This is a genomic window from Nonomuraea rosea, assembly GCF_039539705.1.
In the GTDB taxonomy this organism is placed as follows: Bacteria; Actinomycetota; Actinomycetes; order Streptosporangiales; family Streptosporangiaceae; genus Nonomuraea; species Nonomuraea rosea.
The window spans coordinates 69,615-86,815 of sequence record NZ_BAABDQ010000024.1 but is presented as its reverse complement, the minus strand read 5'-3'; the positions used below and the strand labels follow the sequence as shown (position 1 = coordinate 86,815).

Sequence of the window (17,201 nt, the reverse complement as noted above, 5' to 3'; positions counted from 1 at the left end):
TACAGTTAGTCGGCGTGGAGGGCCGTCCGGAGATCGGCGAGCAGGTCGGGCCGGGCGGGACCGGGGGTCTGGAGGCGTACGGAGTGAAGACGGCCGTTCCAGGAGGAAGGGACGCGGTAGCGGTCGGACACGGGCAGGCCGGCGTCGTGACCCAGGCGCAAGCCGGTCCCGCCGTGCTGGAGGGCGACGGGGAGGAGACCGTCGAAGGTCACGGAGCCCACCACCGCGTCGCCGTGGAGGAGGTGGAAGGCGGGGCCGTCCTGGCCCGTGGTGTGGGCGACGCCCAGGGACTGGCGGCCGGGCGGCACGGGGCGGTCGCCGGTGACCTCGATGAGCTCGCCGGCCCGGGAGAAGGTGAAGGCCAGGCGGCCTGCGGCGACGTAGAGCGCGAAGCCGCCGTGCCGGTCCCCGAGGGCGAACAGGACGCCGTCCGAAGCGCCGGCGGCCTCCACCTCGGCGGTGAAGCGGAAGCCGCCGAAGAGCATGGGGAGGGACTCGTCGCAGACGGGCGAGGCCCCCGGCCGGAACGTACGGTCCCCGCCCACCGGCCAGGCCGGGCCGATGAGGGCGCCGAAGCGGTTCACGAGGTCGTCGTAGAGCGGCAGGACGTGGTTGCGCCCGGCCTCCAGGTCCCACCGCCGCCGGAGCTCCCCGACGACGCCGGGATGCTCGGCGGACACGTCGGTGGCCTCGGAGAAGTCCGCGGACAGGTCGTACAGCGCCCAGTGGTCCGCCGCGAAGCTCCGGCTTCCGGTGAGCAGCCGCTCCTCGTCGAGCACACCCGTCGAGACGTGATCGGTGGTCGCCTTCCAGCGTCCGTGGATGAGGGAGCGGGAGCCCAGCAGCTCGAAGTACTGGGTGTCGCGCGGCGCGGGCGCCCCGGCGTCGTCGAAGCCGGCACGGAAGCTGGCGCCGTCGATCCGCTGCTGCTCGATCCCGTCCACGACGTCCGGCGCCTCGATGCCGATCGCGTCCAGCAGCGTCGGGAACAGGTCGTTGACGTGCACGACCGGGCCGCGGATCGCGCCGCCGTCGCGGATCCCGTCCGGCCAGTGGACGATGAGCGGCGTACGGGTGCCGCCGAGCCAGGTGTAGCGCTTCCACAGCCGGAACGGGGTGTTGCCGGCCCACGCCCAGCCCCACGCGTAGTGGTTGTAGGTGCTCGGGCCGCCCCAGTCGTCGTAGTGGGCGAGGTTGTCCCGCAGGGACTCGGCGATGCCGGAGGTGAAGCGGTGCTCGTTGAAGCTGCCGTCCACGCCTCCCTCTGCGCTGGCCCCGTTGTCGGAGAACAGCACGACGATCGTGTTGCCGAGCTGTCCCGTCTCCTCCAGCTGGTCGAGCAGGCGGCCGATCTGGGCGTCGGCGTGGGTGCGGAAACCGGCGAAGACCTCCTGCTGGCGGGCGTACATGCGGCGCTCGTCGGGGCCGAGGTCGGCCCAGGCGCGCACCCAGTCAGGACGCGGCGTGAGGACGGTGCCGGGCGGGACGACGCCCGTGGCGAGCTGGCGCTGGAAGATCTCCTCCCGCCACGCGTCCCAGCCCCGGTCGAACCGGCCGCGGTAGGGCTCGGACCATTCGGGCGTCACGTGGTGCGGCGAGTGCGTGGCGCCGAGGCCGACGTACAGGAAGAACGGTTTGCCGGGGGCGGCGTGGCGCTGGTCGTCCAGGAAGCGGATGGCGCGGCCGGTCAGGTCCTCGGTGAGGTGGTAGCCCTCCTCGGGGGTGGCGGGCGGATCCACGTAGTGGTTGTCCTCCACGAGGTTGGGGGCGTAGTGGTTGGCGTCGCCCTGCAGGAAGCCGTAGTAGCGCTCGAAGCCGGCGCCCAGGGGCCAGTGGCTGAACGGGCCCGCCGCCGAGCGCTCGTAACGCGGGGTGAGGTGCCATTTGCCCACGGCCAGGGTGGAGTAGCCGTGGTCGCGCAGGATCCGCGGCAGGGGCGCGGCCGAGCGCGGGATGCGGGCGGTGTATCCGTGGTGGTCCAGCGGGAGGTCGGCGAGGAAGCCCATGCCGACGGCGTGGTGGTTGCGTCCGGTGAGGAACGAGGCCCGCGTCGGCGAGCACATCGCCGTCACGTGGAAGCGGTTGTAGCGCAGCCCGCCGGCGGCCAGCCGGTCCATGGCGGGGGTGGCGATGTCGGAGCCGAAGCAGCCGAGCTGGGCGAAGCCGGTGTCGTCCAGGACGATGGCGACGACGTTCGGGGCGCCGTCCGGCGGCCGGCCGGCCCTGCGGAAGATCGGTTCGGAGGTCATGTGCGGCGCTCCTCGCTAGGACGGAACGGACTACGGCTGTGGTGCCCCGATGGCATTGATCGTGCCGCGCTGTGCGCAGGAGCACCAGGCCAGCGGGTAGATGTGCGCAGAGCGATCAACGGTGAGGGGCGATGGTATGAGGTGACAGGGATCGTGCGCCCCGAAGATCGGGGCGAAAGCCCGCGTTCCCGCCAGCAGAAAGGGCCCTATGCCCGCTCCAGCACAACCTCTCTGGGCGGCCGTATCACTCCTCATCGCGATTGACCGGCCCGGAGAGGCGGGCACATGATGTACCGGCTCCCCCTCGACGCGCCGCCGCGGCATCCCGTCGCCGTGACCCGGCCGCGCACGCTCGTGACCGACCCGGCCGGCCTGTTCACCGAGCTGGCGCGGCTGAACATGCCGTACGGCGACTACGTCGTGTGCGGCTCCGCCGTCCTCTACGTACGCAACCTGCGGTCCTGCATGGGCGACCTGGACGTGCTGGTCCGCGGCCCGGCCTGGGGCATCGCCCTCACCCTCGGGGTCACGCCGAGCACCGCCCCGTCCGGCTACGGGCAAGTGATCAACCATCCGGCGTTCGCCATCGAGTTCGTGGACCGCTGGACCCCCGGATGGTCGACGCACTACCTGATCGAGACCGCCGACCTGATCGACGGCATCCCGTTCATGCGGCTGGGCGACGTCCTCGCGTGGAAGTCGCGTGCTCGCCGGCCCAAGGACCTGCCGGACATCTACGCCATCGACAACCTGCGCCGCCTGTGGAGCGGGCCTGCGGCGTGACGAGCGCGACGCGCGTCACGGGAGCGGTCCCGGGTCGCCCTGGCAGATGAAGGCCCCCCAGGCGAACGGGTCGGAGTCGTGCCGCCTGACTGCGAGCTGGGCGGCCCGCAGCGCCTCTGCGCGACCGTGGCCGGCCCGGATCACCTGGTTGTAGAAGTGCTCCATCACCTGCCTGGTCTCCCGGTCGGGCACCTTCCACAGGCTCATGACCAGGGTCTCGGCCCCCGCCAGCATGAACGCCCGGCGCAGGCCGAAGACACCCTCTCCGACGTGCACGTAGCCCAGGCCGGTCTCGCAGGCGGACAGGACGACGAGCCGGGTGCCGACCAGGTCCATCGTGGCGACGTCGTCCGCCGTCAGCAGGCCGTCTGCGGGCTGGGCTGCCGGCTGGGCTGCCGGCTGGGCTGCCGGCTGGGCTGCCGGCTGGGGGAGCGCGGCCGCGTTGGCTCCGGCCAGGGCCAGGCCGGAGCGCAGCAGCGGGTTGACGGGCACCGCGTCCCCGGCCGGCCCGCCGGAGGTCGCCGGCACGGGCCCGGGGTCGGGGAGGAAGAAGCCATGCGTGGCGATGTGCAGAACGGCTGGCGCCCGGACCTCTTTGAGCGTGGCCTTCAGCGCCTGCGCCTGGAGCAGCGGGCGGACCCCCAGAACACTCGCGACGTGCTCGCCCTCGGCGCGGGTGCCGGCCAGCGGGGTGAACCGGAGCCCAGGCTTCTCGCCGTCGCTCCCCAGGTCGAAGTCGGGGTCGGCGATGACCAGCGGCTCAGAAGCGGGGGAGGGGGAGCCGGGACCGGCGAAGCGGGCGAGGTCCCTGCCGACGCTGAGGTACGTCAGGACGAAGTCGTCGATCACCCACCGCTCGGCCCCGAGAGGCAGGATCTCGAAGGGCAGCCTGGTGAGATCGCCGTCGGGGGCCAGGAACAGCCGCCGCCGGTCCCCGGCCGCCTCGCGGACGGGATCGAAGACGCGGCGGCGCAGCCCGTACCCCGCGTCGGCGGCGCCGATACCGGGCGGCAGGGCGTCCGGCCGGATCTCCGGCTCATGCGTGATGACGGAGCGGTAGAAGGCGATCAAGTCGTCGATCGGCTCGGCCGGGCCGAGGTCCAGCAGGGCGACCTCGTCGGGTGCCCCATCGAGGAGCACGAACGCGAGGTAGCGCGCCGGCCGCAGATCCGACAGCGGGTGGCCGGACCGGGGCGAGCCCGGCGCGACGTCGAAAGGTGTCACGCGGACGAACTCCACCAGCGCGGAGCCCGCCGGCAGCGCCGCGGCGATCGTCGCCCGGCCGGCCGAGCGCAACCGCTCGTTCAGCCCGGTGCCGGGAACCTGGCGGGCCAGCTCGGCCTCCAGGTCCTGGCGGCGGATGTCCCATTCCGACAGCAGGCGCCGCTCCTCCTCGCTGTACGGCGGACCTGCCAGCATCCGCCCGGCGCTCTGGGCACGGAGCGCCGCCAGCTCGCGGAACTGCGGCGCGAGCCGCGGATGGCGATGCCCGAGCGACGCGTCCCGCTGCGCGGCCGCCCCCTCGGCCACGATCGCCTTACGCCGCAGCACGAGGTCGAACGCCATCAGGACGGCGGCGGGACGCCCGGTGGGAGGCGCTGCGGGAGGCGCTGCGGCAGGCGCTGCGGGATGCTCTGAAGCCAGCGACAGCACGACGGACAGGGCCAGGGCCAGATCGGCCTGAACGGGGGCGATGTACGCCATCCGCTGGCGCTCCGAGGCGAGCATGAAGACCTTCTCGACGAGCTGGTCCTGCCGCTCGGCGACCTCCTGGACCAGCTCCAGCGCTCGATCCGCCCGGCCGAGCCGCGCCGACAGCAGGCAGAGGTTGCTGAGCGTCTGCACCAGCATCGGGTGGTCGGCGGCGCGGGTCAGCCGGTGCACCCGCAGGGACTCTTCCAAGATCGACTCCGCCTCGTCGGGGTGGCCGAGCCGCATGTGTGCCAGCGCGAGGTTGTTGAGCGTCTCCGCCACTTCCGGGTGCTCGTCGCCGAGCACCAGCCGGCGGATGTCCAATGCCTGGACGAGCAGGTCCTCCGCCTCGGCGGGGTCGAGGACCGTCAGGGCGACGGCGAGGTTGTTCAGCGACTGGGCGACGTCGGGGCTGTCGGGCGCCAGGTTGTCCTGGCGGAGCCGCAGGGCCTCCCGCCACAGCGTCACGGCTTCCACCGGGTCGCCGGTGTCCCACATGAGGATCGCCAGGTTGTTGAGCACGATGGCCGTGCTCACCTCGTCGCCGATCCCGCGCTGGACCTCCAGCGCCCGCCGGAGACGGCGCTCCGCCGCCGCATGCTTGCCGATCATGGTCAGCAGCTGCCCGAAATTGTTGAGGCTGGTCGCCACCTCGGGATGCTCGTCCCCGAACCGGGCGGCCAGCATGGAGCCGGCCTGGCTGTGCAGCTGCTCGGCCTCGCCGAAGTGACCGAGGTGTCCCAGCACGTCGGCGAGCATTCCCATGGTGTAGGCGATCGCCGGGTCTCCTGGCGGCAGCGCCGCGCGCTGATTGATGAGCGTCAACCGCAGCATCGACTCCGCACCGGTGAAGTTGCCCAGCCTCCGGTGCAGGTGGGCGAGAATGCCCAGCGTGTTGGCCACGTTCGGATGGTCCCCGCCGAACGTCTTCAGCCCCGTGGCCAGCGCCGCTTCGAGCACCGGCTTGGCGGCGGCCAGGTCGCCCCGGTCGAGCAGGAGCCGGCCCAGATTGCTCAGGGCCGTCGCGTGCTCCGCGGACTCCTCCCCGAACACCTCGTGCCGGACCGCCACGGACTCGCGCAGCAGCGGCTCGGCGCTGCGGTGGTCGCCGGCGCGCGCGTAGGAGTCCGACAGGTTGTTGAGCACGAACGCCAGCCCGGGGCCGGGCTCCGGCGCGGCGCGGAAGATCGCCAGCGCCCGCTCCAGGAACGGCCGTGCCTGCGCGAACCTGCCCAGCCCGGACAGGGTCAGGCCGAGGTTGTTCAGCACGAGCGCGGCGTCGTCGTCCTCCGCTCCGTCGAGGAGCGTCAGCGCCTCCTCCAGCAACGGCACCGCGGCCGCCGGATTCTCTGCCTGCCGATGCGTCTCGCCCAGGTTGTTCAGCGCGGCGGACAGCTCGCGCCGCGCAGCGTCCGGGCTCGCCCGGACGATGTCCACCACCGCCTGTGCGGTGGGGACGGCGTCGGCGGGGCGGCCCAGCCCTTGGCAGAGCTGGACGGCCTGACGATAGAGCGGCAGGGCCTCCGCCGCGTTCCCGTCCGCCCGGTGGAAGTCCGCCAGGGCGGTCATGGCCGAGAACGCGGTCATCGGTTCGGAGCCGCCGTACGCGAGTGACAGCTCCAGCGCCTCTTCACGCAGCGCCAGCACCTCGTCCCGGCCGGCGGCCGGGTCGGACACGCCGGCCAGCCGGGTGAGGGCGTCCGCGAGGACCAGCGGATCGGCGTCGGCAGCCGTCCGCAGGCCGTCCACGACGCGCCGCCACAGGACGATCAGGACGCCCCCGCCGGCGTGGTGCGCCGTGAGGGCCTTGGCGGCCGCGAGCAGCCGGTGGGGATCGGACCCCGCGCGCTCGATCTCCTCCATCAGGAGCGCCTCGGCCCCCTCACGGTCACCTGCGGACCGCAGCAGCCGGGCGAGCTGGAGGCGGCGCTCGGCGACCTGGGCGTGATCGGCTCCGAGCGCCGCCGACTCCGTCTCGAACGCCTCCCGGAGCAGCGAAACGGCCTCGCGGTCGTCGCCGCCTGCGTGCAAGAGCGAGGCGAGCCTGGCCTGGAGACCGGCCACGGCCGGTGAGTCCGCGCCGAACAGCCGGCGGCGGATGTCCAGGGCCTCGCGGAAGAGGGATTCGGCCGCGGGTCCCCGGTCCGTGGCCCCGTACAGCTCGGCCAGGTTGAGCAGGGCGGTCGCGACCCCGGGGTCATCGCCGTCCGACGTCCTGCGGATGATGGCGAGCGCCTGCCCGAACAGGGATTCGGCGGCGCCGTATTCCTGCAGCGTCTGCTTGAGCGCGGCGAGATTGTGCAGCGCCCAGCCGACGTCGCGGTGCTCGGGGCCGCGGGCCCGGCGGACGATGGCCAGCGCGCGCTCGTAGTGGTCGTCGGCCTCGACCAGCCGTCCCGTCGTGAAATAGAAGGCGCCGAGGCTGTTGAGGCTCCTGGCGTACTCGGCGGAATCGGCGCCCGAGACGGCGGCGTGCAGCTCGGCGACCTCATGCAGCAGCGGCTCGGCCGTTCCCGCGGGGTCGTCCGGCTCGGTCGCCAGCGTCCCCGCCACCTGGCTGAGCAGATCCAGGGTGCGGATCGTGTCCGGATCCTCGTCGCCGAGGCCGGCGCGGCGCAGGTCGAGGGCGCGCCGGTACCCCTCCGCCGCTTCCACGTGGCGTCGTTGCGCCGAGATGGCCGTGGCGAGGTTCTCCCAGGCGAGCGCGAGCTCCTGACCAGGGCCGAACGCGGCCTCGACGCCGTCGGCGGCCTCGCGGAAGAGCGCCTCGGCCGCAGGGTGGTCCCCGCTGTCGAAGAACAGCGCGCCGGCCTCGTTGAAGGCCGTCAGCACCTCGGGGTGGGTGCCGCCGAGCCGGTGGCGCGCGTGCACGGCCGCGCCCGTCAGGTACGTGGCGGCGTCGTGGCCGTCCCCGAGCTCCTGGGAGAGCACCGACAGCAGGCGGAGTCCCTGTTCCAGCTCCGGATGACCGTCTTCGAGCACGGTGGCCCGGATCGCGTGGGCGTGCTCGGCGAGCGGAAGCGCGTCGGCGTACCTTCCTGTCGTGGTGTGGATCAGTGCCAGGTTGCCGAGGCAGGTGGCGTACTCCGGGCTGTCCTCGCCCGCGGTGCGGCGGGTCAGGTCGAGCGCCTCACGGGACAACGCCTCCGCCGCGTCCGCGTCGCCGAGGACCCGACGCAGCTCGGCCAGGTTGTTCAGCGTCGCGGCGAGCTGGGCCGCGTCCTGCGGCGGCAGCCCGCGGGCGATGTCGAGTGCGTCCAGGGCGCGGGCCAGGGCCTCCTGATGGAGTCCCTGCGCGTACAGGCCGGCGACCTGCTGGTTGAGCGCCGCCACCTGCCGGACCGGCGATGCGACCATGGCTCTCCTCGCCTGGGGGTCAGATCTCCCCCCTCCGTATCGCCTCGCCCGCCTTCGACACCCCTACGGGGTCGAAGAGCGTCCACAGCGAGGAGAGTGTGTGCCGTTCGAGGTCTGCGAGACGCGGCGACGCCCCGAACGCCCGCATCAGGGGCCACCCCTGCGACAGCATCGGCACGAACGGCACAGCCCGCGCCACGGGGAAGCCGCTGAGCATCGTGATGTCGAAGAGCCGGACCCCTTCGAGATCGCCGGCCAGCCAGTTTCCCATCGCGCGGATCCGGTCGCGATCACGCAGGTCGTGGTAGGCGTACGCGGCGAAGAGCGCGAGTGCCGGGTCGAGGCTCTTGAAGCTCTGCATCTTCCTGGCGAGCAGCGGAGCGTCGTCGGATTCCAGCCGGAAGACCCCGAACTCGGCGGCCGATGCGATCAACGCGCGCAGGGCGCGCAGCTCCGCTGCCCGCTGCTGAAAGTCGCGCCGGCGCTGGGATCCGTTCGAGGGCTCGTACACGACGTCGGCGAGCTCGCCGTCCCGGTAGGTCAGCTCGGCGATGAAGTCGGGGATCACCGGGAGGACGGCGCCGTTGCCGTCGGCGAACCTCAGCAGCACCTGACCCTGGCGCCCCGGATCCGGAGTGACCCTGACCAGGTCGTAGCCGGGGCCCAGCACCTCGGCCTCGGCGTGCGCGGCGTAGACCTCGTCGATCGTCGTCCCGCGGACCTTGAACCCGCAGCGGGTCTCGAAGTGGCGGGGGCCGGACGAGGGGAGCCTGCGATCCACCGCGTCCCGCAGCGGCGGCCAGGCCGGGCCCCGGCGCACGGCGTCCAGGGCACCGGGCCCGAGGTCCAGCGCCCGCCGTAAGAGCGCCTGCGAGAGCGCGGGCCGGGAGTCGTCGACGACATCGGCGGGAAGCGGACCTCGCGTCCCTTCTCTCGGCCAGCCGTAGGGCATCGGGATCTTGGACAGCCACACGTCGTCCCCGGAGGTGATCCGCGCGTCCGGGATCTGGTTCGTCCCAGGAGGGAGGCGCAGGGCGCGCAGCCGCCTGGCCATGTCCGCCTGGAGGTGCTTCTTGAGGGGGCGCGGCCGGATCAGCCCGAACAGCTCCCGGCCTTCCTGATGCCGGTCGAGGACGCTCGTGTCCTGCCCGGTCAGCGCGTCGGTCAGGGCGTCGGTGTAGAGCGCGCGGAAGCGGCCCGCGGTCGTGGCGGGATCCTTGACCTCGTACGCGGGCTTGCCGAGGGTGCTGGCGAAGAACACGTCCACGTCCCGCTCGGGACCGTCGGGGCCGGTGTTGGGAAAGATCTCGCTGCCGCTGACCTGCTGGGCCTCGATGCCTTCCGCGGCGGTGCGGCAGGCGTCGGAGATCAGGACGACGTGCGGGATGCCGCATCGCCGGGCCAGCACGATGCTGCTCTCGACGTTCACCGCGGCCTGGGAGTCCTCCGGGGCGTGCGACAGCAGCCAGTATTCGCCGTACTTGATGTTCACGCCGTGCCCGGCGAAGTAGATCACCAGCTGTTCGACCCCGGCACGATCGACGATCTCCTTGACGGCGCGCTTGATGTCGTACACCTCGACGGGCCCGGTCTCGTCGGTCAGGACCGTCACCAGATCCGGGCGCATTCCCTGGCCGAGAGCCCAGCTCCGCATGGCCGCCACACCCGCGGTGGTGGCCGCGAGCGGGGGAAGGTCTCCCGTCCTGCTCACCCCGATGAGAACGGCTGCCTGCAGCACGCCCCTCCCTCCCCGTGAAGCATCATTCTCGGCGTGCGCCGAGGCGGCTGTCCAGACCGCATGCGGCTCTCGTCAGTAGTCGAGCACTCCGCTGATGACGTCGATCTCGTCATCGGTGCTCAGCTCGCTCTTCAGGAACACGAAGGTGTCGAGCAGCCGCATGCCCTCGCTCGCCCGGCGCCAGCGCCAGACCTCGCCGTCCTTGGTGGCGGCCCTGGTCAGAAGGTCGAGGTGGTTCGCCCGGTCCCAGAGCAGCCCGTTGGCGTTCGCATGGAGCGCGGGGGAGGCGCCCCCTCCTGCCCCCGTACGCACGCGGAAATAGGCTGCCTGACTGCCATGCGGTGAGAGGGCGAACGCGGCACGGCCGCTGCGCTTCTCCTTCGGATACTCGAACATCCGGGCGTCGGTCAGGCGGATCACCCGGCCGCTTCTCAGCTTGAGCTGCCACGGCGCGCACAAGTGCTGCACTCCGACACGCGGCGCCGCCTGCGCCGCCACTCACTGCCCGGCTCAGCTTTCGGTGATCAGTTTGCGGTAGACGTCGTAGGCAGGCTTGGGCCGGTAGTCGCTGGTGGTCAGCCCGAGCTGGGCGGCCGGCTCGGCGCGGGCGGAGTCGGCGTCACGCAGGCCGAACAGCTCGTGGTGCGTGACGTTGTGGCGGGTGGCGGCGGCGGCCACCGTACGGATCATGATGTCGAGCCGGGCGGCCTGGTCGGCGGGTGGTCGGGTCCGGTGGGGGTGCCGTTCTCGGCGACGTGGATGGGCACGTCCGGGCCGAGGTGGGCGCGGGGCATGCTCTCCTCGCGCAGCTGGCGCAGCGCGTGCTCGGTGAGCCCGGCCAATGCGGGCTCCGGCACGGGAGAGAAGGCGTCCGGGTAGAGCCCCAGGCCCACGTAGTCGATGTGGGCCGCGAAGTCCGCGGGTGCGAGCGCCTCCAGATGCGCCCAGAACTCCTCGTCGCCGCCGAGGAACTCCGGCGGCTCGGCGACGGAGAAGCCGAGCAGGACGTCGCGGTGCCCGGCCGCGTCGAGCAGGCGGCGGGCGTGGCGCGTCCCGGCGGTGAGGGCGTCGAGCACTCCGGGGGAGCTGCCGTCGATCCAGGGCAGCTTGAAGTTCGGCTCCAGGGTGATCTGCAGGAAGTGCGCGAGGGCCCCGTACCGGTGGACGGCCTGCTCGATGAAGGCCAGCCAGCCGTCGAGGTCGCGTTCTTCGGGCAGGTAGCACAGGACCAGGTCGAGCCGGCGGTTCCCGGTGCGATACCACTCGTCGGGCATGGTCAGCTCGCGCATCCGCCGCTCGGGCGCCAGCACCTGGGCCTTCTCGGGGTCCGCGGGCGTCCCCAGGAAGTGCACGTATTCGCGCACGACGAAGGGCCGTCCGCCGCTCAGCCCGCCGACCAGGTCGTCGATGGCCGCCGGGTCGTCCGGCGGGCCCGCCGTGGCGGCCACCTGGCCGGCCGCGTAGATGCCGTACGTCAATCCGCTCATGTCTGTCCCTTCGCCGGCCAGGCCAGCTCGCCGTCGTCGATGCGCGCGATCAGCGCGCTGATCCATTCCGCCTCTGAGCGCAGCTGGTGCAGGACGAACCCGACCTCGATCATGATGATCTCCGGCAGGCCGGGGTCGTTCGCCCGCTCCAGCTCCGCGATCCGCTCCCGCAGTGACTCCAGCCGCCCGCGCAGCACGTGCGGGGCCTCGGCCCGGTCGAGCGCGCCGAGATAGGCCAGGGCGTCCACGAACGCCGAGGTGGCCACCTTGGCCTCGCGGATCTGCCGCCGCACCCGGTCCCTGAAGACGTCCCAGCCCTGCTCGGTCAGGGCGTAGACGGTGCGTGCCGGGCGGTTGCCCATCTGCTCGACCCCGGTCGGGGCCACCCAGCCGGCCGCCTCCAGCGACCGTACGAGCGTGTAGACGGAGCCGCTCTTGGCGTTCAGGTACGGGTAGCGCTCGTTGAGCGCGGCCGCCAACGCGTAGGGGTGCATCGGCTGCTCCACCAGGAGGCCGAGCAGCCGCAGGGTCAGTGGGTTGTCCACCGCGGTCAAGGGCATACCCGAATACTATCAGTCGTATACGGCTATACATCCGCAAAGGCGTTTGCGGTGGGACGCCGGCCTGCCCGGCCGTGCGGCGTTTCCTGGATGATCCGCGGGTCGAGCGGGCGGGTGCTCAGGAGTGCCCGATGATCTGGTGCGGCCGGTAGGGGGTTTCCAGGCGGGCCGTCTCCTCTTCGCTCAGGGCCACGTCCACCGCCGCGATCGCGTCGTCGAGATGACCCGCCTTGCTCGCCCCGACGATCGGCGCGCTCACCCCGGGCCTTCCCAGGAGCCACGCGAGCGCGATCTGCGCGGCGGGCAGGCCGCGTTCATCGGCGACCGCGCGCACCACGTCGACGACGTCGAAGTCCGCGTCCTCGTACATGCTGCCGGCCAGCGGGTCGCTGCCGGATCGGACGGTGTCCCGCCGGCCGTCGCGCCGGCGGCTCCCGGTGAGCAGCCCGCGCGCGAGCGGGCTCCACGGGATGACGCCCACCCCCTGGTCCACGCAGAGCGGGAGCATCTCCCGCTCCTCCTCCCGGTACACGAGGTTGTAGTGGTTCTGCATCGACACGAACGCGGTCCAGCCGGCTGTCCGTGCGATGTGCTGGGCCTTGGCGAACTGCCAGGCGTACATGCTGGAGGCCCCGATGTAGCGGGCCTTGCCGGCCCGCACCACGTCGTGCAGGGCCTCCATGGTCTCCTCGATCGGCGTCTCGGGGTCCCAGCGGTGGATCTGGTACAGATCGACATGGTCGGTCCCGAGCCTGGTCAGTGAGTCGTCGATGGCGGCCAAGATGTGTTTGCGCGACAGCCCCCGGTCGTTCGGGCCCGGACCTGTCGGGAAATAGACCTTCGTGGCGAGGATGTAGTCGTCGCGGCGGGCGAAGAGCTTGGCGAGCAGCCGTCCGGTGATCTCCTCGCTCGCGCCCTCCGAGTACATGTCGGCGGTGTCGAAGAACGTCACGCCGCTTTCGACCGCGCGCCGCACGATCGGCTCGGCCGCGTCCTCGCGCAGGATCCAGTCCCGGGAACGGGGACTGCCGTAACTCATCATGCCCAGGCAGATCCGGGAGACCCGCAACCCCGACGAGCCCAGCTTCACGTACTGCATTCAGGTGCGCCTTTCTGTGGAACCTTGGTAGCGGACTCGCGGTGCACGGCGACCGAGAGCACCACGAGAGCGACTCCGGCGAGCTCGGCGAGCGAGGGGAGCTGCCGGAGCACGGCGATGCCGATCACCGTGGCCGTGGCCGGCAGCAGCGCCACCAGCAGCGCGTACGTCGAGCGCGCCATGCGTGCCATGGCGAGCTGATCGCACACGTACGGGATCACCGACGAACAGATCCCCACCCCGATCCCGGCGGCCAGCGTGATCGGCTCGAACACCGCGGGCGCGGCCTGCCAGACGCCCACCGGCGCGACGAGCACGCAGGCGACGAGCATGGCGGCGGCCAGCCCGTCGATGCCGTCGACGCCGGGCAGCCGCCGGGCCGTACGGTGGGCCAGCACGATGTAGGCGGCGAACAGCACCGCGTTGGCGAAGGCGAACGCCAGCCCCAGCGGCTCCCCCTCCAGCCGGATGCCGGTCAGCACGTAGACACCGCCGACGGCGGCCACCAGCGCCACGAGGTTACGTACGGTACGGGCCCCGAGCGCCGCCAGCACGATGACCGGCAGGAACTCGATCGCGGCGACGGTCCCCAAGGGCACGCGGGCGATCGCCAGGTAGAAACAGACGTTCATGGCCGCGAGCACCGCGCCCCAGGCGATGATCGTACGACGGCTCGCGGCGTCCATCCGGGCGAGGGTCCGCCAGGGACGGCGCCAGAGCGCGAAGACGAGTGCGGCGCTCCAGATCCGCAGCGCCGCCACCCCGAGCGGGGCGAGCGCGGTGAACAGAAGCACGGCGAAGGCCGGGCCGAGGTAGTGGAAGACGGCGCTCCCGATGAAGTAGGTCCATGGAGGCGCCGCGGAAAGGACGGCACGAGGGCCGGTGTGCGGCATGACGCCATGGTCGGCCACTCCGTAATTTAGAAGAATGGCGAATCGAAAGATCAGACCCGAGCGTGCGTACGAACCGAAGGGAATGGACGCCCTCGACCTTCGTATTCTCGCCGAGCTGCAGGTCGACGGCAGAGTGAGCTTCGCCGAGCTCGGCCGCAGGGTCGCTCTGTCGGCCCCGGCGGTGGCCGACCGGGTGCAGCGGCTGGAGGAGTCGGGGGTGATCACCGGCTACCGGGCCGAGGTCGATCCGCGGGCGCTGGGGTTCCCGGTCACGGTGATGGTACGGATCCGTCCGGCGATCAGGGAGCTGCAGCGCATCTCCAAGATCGCCCAGGAGGTTCCCCAGATCGTCGAGTGCTACCGGATGACCGGCGACGACTGCTTCTACTTCACGATGCACCTGCGGGGGGTCGACGAGCTCGAACCGATCCTCGACCTGTTCACCCCGTACGGTCACACGACCACGTCGCTCATCCACACCGCGCCGGTGCCCCGCCGCCCCCTGCCCCTGGAGCCCTCCTGATCAGTTCAGATCGGAGCGCGAGTGCCTTGACCAGCTCGGCGGCCATCACGGCCTGGCCTGCGGCGGAGAAGTGGATGCCGTCGGCGCTCAGCAGGTCCGGCCGGTCGTTGACCGGGTGATCCCACATGTCGGCCAGCACCGCGCCGTGCTCGGCGGCCAGCTCGCGGATGACGCCGTTCAGGGCGCGGACCCGGTCGTGCCAGTCCGGGAAGCCCGGCACGACGAAGGCCCGGCCCAGGGTGAAGGTCGTCAGCAGCGCGCCGGTCGCGGCGGCGCGCCCGAACAGCTGCCGCATGGTCCGCCCGATCGTGGCGAGGTCGGGCTCGGGCCGCCACAGGTCGTTCGCGCCGCAGGAGATGTGCAGCAGGTCGGGGCCGAACTTCACGATCCGGCCCAGCTGCCTGTCCAGCGTCTTGGCCGCCGTCGCCCCGATGACGGCGGTGTTCAGGTACGCGAGGCCGGGGTGGACGCGGCGGAGCAGGCCGGCGAGCCGGTCGGGCCAGCCCATGTCGGCGTAGCCGGGGCTGGGGCCGTGGGTCCCGGCCGCGAGGCTGTCGCCCATCGAGGCGAAGCGCCGCCAGGGCGCGTCGGCCAGCCACGTCGCGCTCTGCATCGGCAGGCAGAAGGGGTCGGACTCCTCAGCGGGGAAAGGCGTCATAAACAAAACGTACGATCGATCGTACGTTCACGCAAGCTCGCCGCCGGCCGGGGTGAACGCCGCGGCGTGGTCGCGGGCGAAGTCGGCGAGGTCGCGCGCGGGGCGGCCGAGCAGGTCGCCGACCGTACGGGTGGTGACGTCCCCCCAGCCGGAGCCGTACGCTTGCGCGTACTCCTCCAGCATGTCGGCGATCCAGACCGGGACGCCGTAGCCGAGCAGCGTCTCGCGCTTGGCGTCGTCGCCGACCGGCAGGTACGTGACGGACCTGCCGAGTGCGAGACTCAACTGGCCCGCGACCTCGTCGAACGTCAGCGAGCGCGGGCCGGTGAGCGTGTACGTCTCGCCGTGGTGCCGATCCGGGTCGTCGAGGAGCACCCGGGCGGCGCACTCGGCGATGTCGCGGACGTCGATCATGCCGATCCGCGCCGAGGCCATGTTCAGCGAGAACGTGCCGGTGGCGGCGATGTCGCCCGCCTCGTTCAGCAGGTTCTGCATGAACCAGTGGGGACGCAGGATCGTCCAGCGCAGGCCGCATCGTTCGGTCTCCCGGTCCGACAGCGCGTGCAGCCGGCCGCTGCGGTTCGGCGCGTCGTGCGCCGCGCCGACGACGGACAGGCGCACGACGCGCTCCACTCCGGCCTGGCGGGCGGCCCACACGGCGTTCATGTTGTGCTCCGGAGCGCGCGGGCCGTTCGGGGTGAGCAGCCACAGGTCCTGCACGCCCTCGAAGGCGGGCGGCAACGACCTGGCGTCGTCGAGGTCGCCGGTGACGACCTCGGCGCCGCGCTCGCGCAAGCCCGTGGACTCTTCGCGGACGAGAGCGCGAAGGTGCACGTCGGCCCCTTTCAGCGCATCGAGCAGCGCGCTGGACACGGTTCCGGTGGCTCCGGTGATCAGGACAGTGCGTGACATGTTCGTCATCCTTCGGTCGAGACGGCATGGGCGGGGGTGTCAGCCGGGGTGTTCGCGGGTTTCCGCGCCGCCCGGCCGGCGGTGACGCGTTCCAGGGTCCAGAGGACGACGGTCCCGGCCGAGAGGGTGGCGCCCAGGACGCACACGCCGGTCCAGCCGCCGTACGCCCAGACCGCCGAAGCCAGTGCGGATCCCACCGCGCCGCCGACGAAGAGGGAGGTCATGAAGGCGGAGTTGATCCGGTTGCGGGCCTCGGGGCGCAGCGCGTACAGGACGTTCTGGCTGCTGTTGAGCACCGCCTGATGGGCGAGGTCCAGCGTGATCACGCCGGCCAGCAGCCAGACCAGCGAGCTCGAACCCGCCGCGATCGCCGCCCAGGACGACAGCAGCAGGACCGTCCCCACGCCGGTCACGATCTGCACGTAGCCGCGGTCGGCCAGCCGCCCCGCCACCATGGCGGTCAGCGCACCGACGGCACCGGCCAGCCCGAAGAGGCCGATGGCCGACTCCGACCAGCCGTACGGCGGCTGCACCAGCAGGAAGGTCAGCGCCGTCCACAGGACGCTGAACGAGGCGAGGCTCAGCGCCCCGATCCCCGCCCGCCACCGCAGCAACGGCTCATACCGGAACATCGCCATCGTCGAGCGCAGCAAACCGAGGTACGACCCGCCGCCGCCGTCACCGCCGAGCCGGGGCAGGAAGACCCGCAGCAGCACGGCCATGAGCACCATCAGGACGGCGTTCACCCAGTAGACCGTCCGCCACCCGCCCAGCTCCGACAACGCCCCGGACGCGGTGCGCGCCAGCAGCAGGCCGAGCATCAGCCCGGTCATCACCGTGCCGACCACCCGGCCGCGCTCGGCCGGGTCCGCCAGCGTCGCCGCGAACGGGACCACGATCTGCGCTCCCACCGAGGTCAGCGCGGTCAGCGCCGTACTGGCCAGGAGCACCGTGCCGTTGGGGGCGACGGCCGACACCAGCAGGAACACCGCGGTCGCCGCGTAGAGCGACACGGCGAGCCGCCGCCGCTCCACCAGGTCGCCGAGCGGCACCAGCAGGATCAGCCCCAGCGCGTACCCCGCCTGCGCGGCCGTCACCACCAGCGCCGCCGGCGAGGGACCGATCCCCAGCTCCCGGCCGATCAGGTCGAGCAGCGGCTGCGCGAAGTAGTTGCCCGCGACTGCCAGCCCGGTCGCCACCGACATGAGCAGAAGCAGCCCGCGGGACATGTGTTGTTTCGTCGCCGTCAT

The 17,201-nt window shown here is 72.1% G+C and carries 14 protein-coding genes; 2 read left to right on the top strand and 12 right to left on the bottom strand.

The genetic code is table 11. The features are described from left to right. Positions 1-5: 5 nt before the first annotated feature. Entirely contained in the window at positions 6-2,249 is a 2,244-nt protein-coding gene (locus ABEA43_RS41250) for a sulfatase-like hydrolase/transferase (RefSeq protein ID WP_345570811.1), read from the bottom strand. Between the two features lie 285 nt (positions 2,250-2,534). Between ABEA43_RS41250 and ABEA43_RS41245 the strand changes: the two genes are divergently transcribed. Beyond that, positions 2,535-3,032, top strand: coding sequence for a hypothetical protein (locus ABEA43_RS41245; RefSeq protein ID WP_345570809.1), 498 nt, complete (start codon positions 2,535-2,537; stop codon positions 3,030-3,032). 15 nt (positions 3,033-3,047) lie between these two features. Here ABEA43_RS41245 and ABEA43_RS41240 read toward each other — a convergent pair whose 3' ends face one another. The 8 genes from ABEA43_RS41240 to ABEA43_RS41205 all read right to left on the bottom strand — a co-directional run bounded on the left by ABEA43_RS41240 (position 3,048) and on the right by ABEA43_RS41205 (position 13,858). After that, positions 3,048-8,081, bottom strand: coding sequence for a CHAT domain-containing tetratricopeptide repeat protein (locus tag ABEA43_RS41240; protein ID WP_345570808.1), 5,034 nt, complete (start codon positions 8,079-8,081; stop codon positions 3,048-3,050). Positions 8,082-8,100: 19 nt separating this feature from the next. After that, on the bottom strand, positions 8,101-9,819 hold the full coding sequence (locus tag ABEA43_RS41235; RefSeq protein ID WP_345570806.1) for a caspase family protein: 1,719 nt from the start codon (positions 9,817-9,819) through the stop codon (positions 8,101-8,103). A 72-nt stretch (positions 9,820-9,891) separates the two neighbouring features. Beyond that, positions 9,892-10,239: a hypothetical protein gene (locus tag ABEA43_RS41230; RefSeq protein WP_345570804.1), complete on the bottom strand. Its 348-nt coding sequence runs from the start codon at positions 10,237-10,239 to the stop codon at positions 9,892-9,894. 90 nt (positions 10,240-10,329) lie between these two features. Further along, entirely contained in the window at positions 10,330-10,509 is a 180-nt protein-coding gene (locus ABEA43_RS41225) for a hypothetical protein (RefSeq protein ID WP_345570802.1), read from the bottom strand. Further along, positions 10,506-11,306, bottom strand: coding sequence for a hypothetical protein (locus tag ABEA43_RS41220; protein WP_345570800.1), 801 nt, complete (start codon positions 11,304-11,306; stop codon positions 10,506-10,508). Before ABEA43_RS41220 ends, ABEA43_RS41225 begins: the two co-directional genes overlap by 4 nt. Then, positions 11,303-11,866 (bottom strand): PadR family transcriptional regulator, encoded by a 564-nt coding sequence (locus ABEA43_RS41215; RefSeq protein WP_345570799.1) that lies wholly within the window; start codon positions 11,864-11,866, stop codon positions 11,303-11,305. Before ABEA43_RS41215 ends, ABEA43_RS41220 begins: the two co-directional genes overlap by 4 nt. Positions 11,867-11,984: 118 nt before the next feature. Beyond that, a complete protein-coding gene (locus ABEA43_RS41210; protein WP_345570796.1) occupies positions 11,985-12,965 on the bottom strand; it encodes an aldo/keto reductase in 981 nt (326 codons plus the stop codon). Then, a complete protein-coding gene (locus ABEA43_RS41205) occupies positions 12,953-13,858 on the bottom strand; it encodes an EamA family transporter (RefSeq protein ID WP_345570794.1) in 906 nt (301 codons plus the stop codon). Before ABEA43_RS41205 ends, ABEA43_RS41210 begins: the two co-directional genes overlap by 13 nt. A 34-nt stretch (positions 13,859-13,892) precedes the next feature. Here ABEA43_RS41205 and ABEA43_RS41200 point away from each other — a divergent pair, with 34 nt between their 5' ends. Further along, positions 13,893-14,381: an Lrp/AsnC family transcriptional regulator gene (locus ABEA43_RS41200; protein WP_345570792.1), complete on the top strand. Its 489-nt coding sequence runs from the start codon at positions 13,893-13,895 to the stop codon at positions 14,379-14,381. Here the strand turns inward: ABEA43_RS41200 and ABEA43_RS41195 are convergent. From ABEA43_RS41195 to ABEA43_RS41185, 3 genes are read right to left on the bottom strand one after another with little or no spacing between them, the layout of a single operon-like run. Then, positions 14,329-15,039: an SGNH/GDSL hydrolase family protein gene (locus ABEA43_RS41195; protein ID WP_345570790.1), complete on the bottom strand. Its 711-nt coding sequence runs from the start codon at positions 15,037-15,039 to the stop codon at positions 14,329-14,331. The two genes, ABEA43_RS41200 and ABEA43_RS41195, sit on opposite strands and share 53 nt — an antisense overlap. 27 nt (positions 15,040-15,066) lie before the next feature. Next, positions 15,067-15,951 carry an SDR family oxidoreductase gene (locus ABEA43_RS41190; protein WP_345570789.1) on the bottom strand — a complete coding sequence of 295 codons (885 nt, stop codon included), beginning with the start codon at positions 15,949-15,951 and terminating at the stop codon, positions 15,067-15,069. Between the two features lie 5 nt (positions 15,952-15,956). Next, positions 15,957-17,201 carry an MFS transporter gene (locus tag ABEA43_RS41185; RefSeq protein ID WP_345570787.1) on the bottom strand — a complete coding sequence of 415 codons (1,245 nt, stop codon included), beginning with the start codon at positions 17,199-17,201 and terminating at the stop codon, positions 15,957-15,959.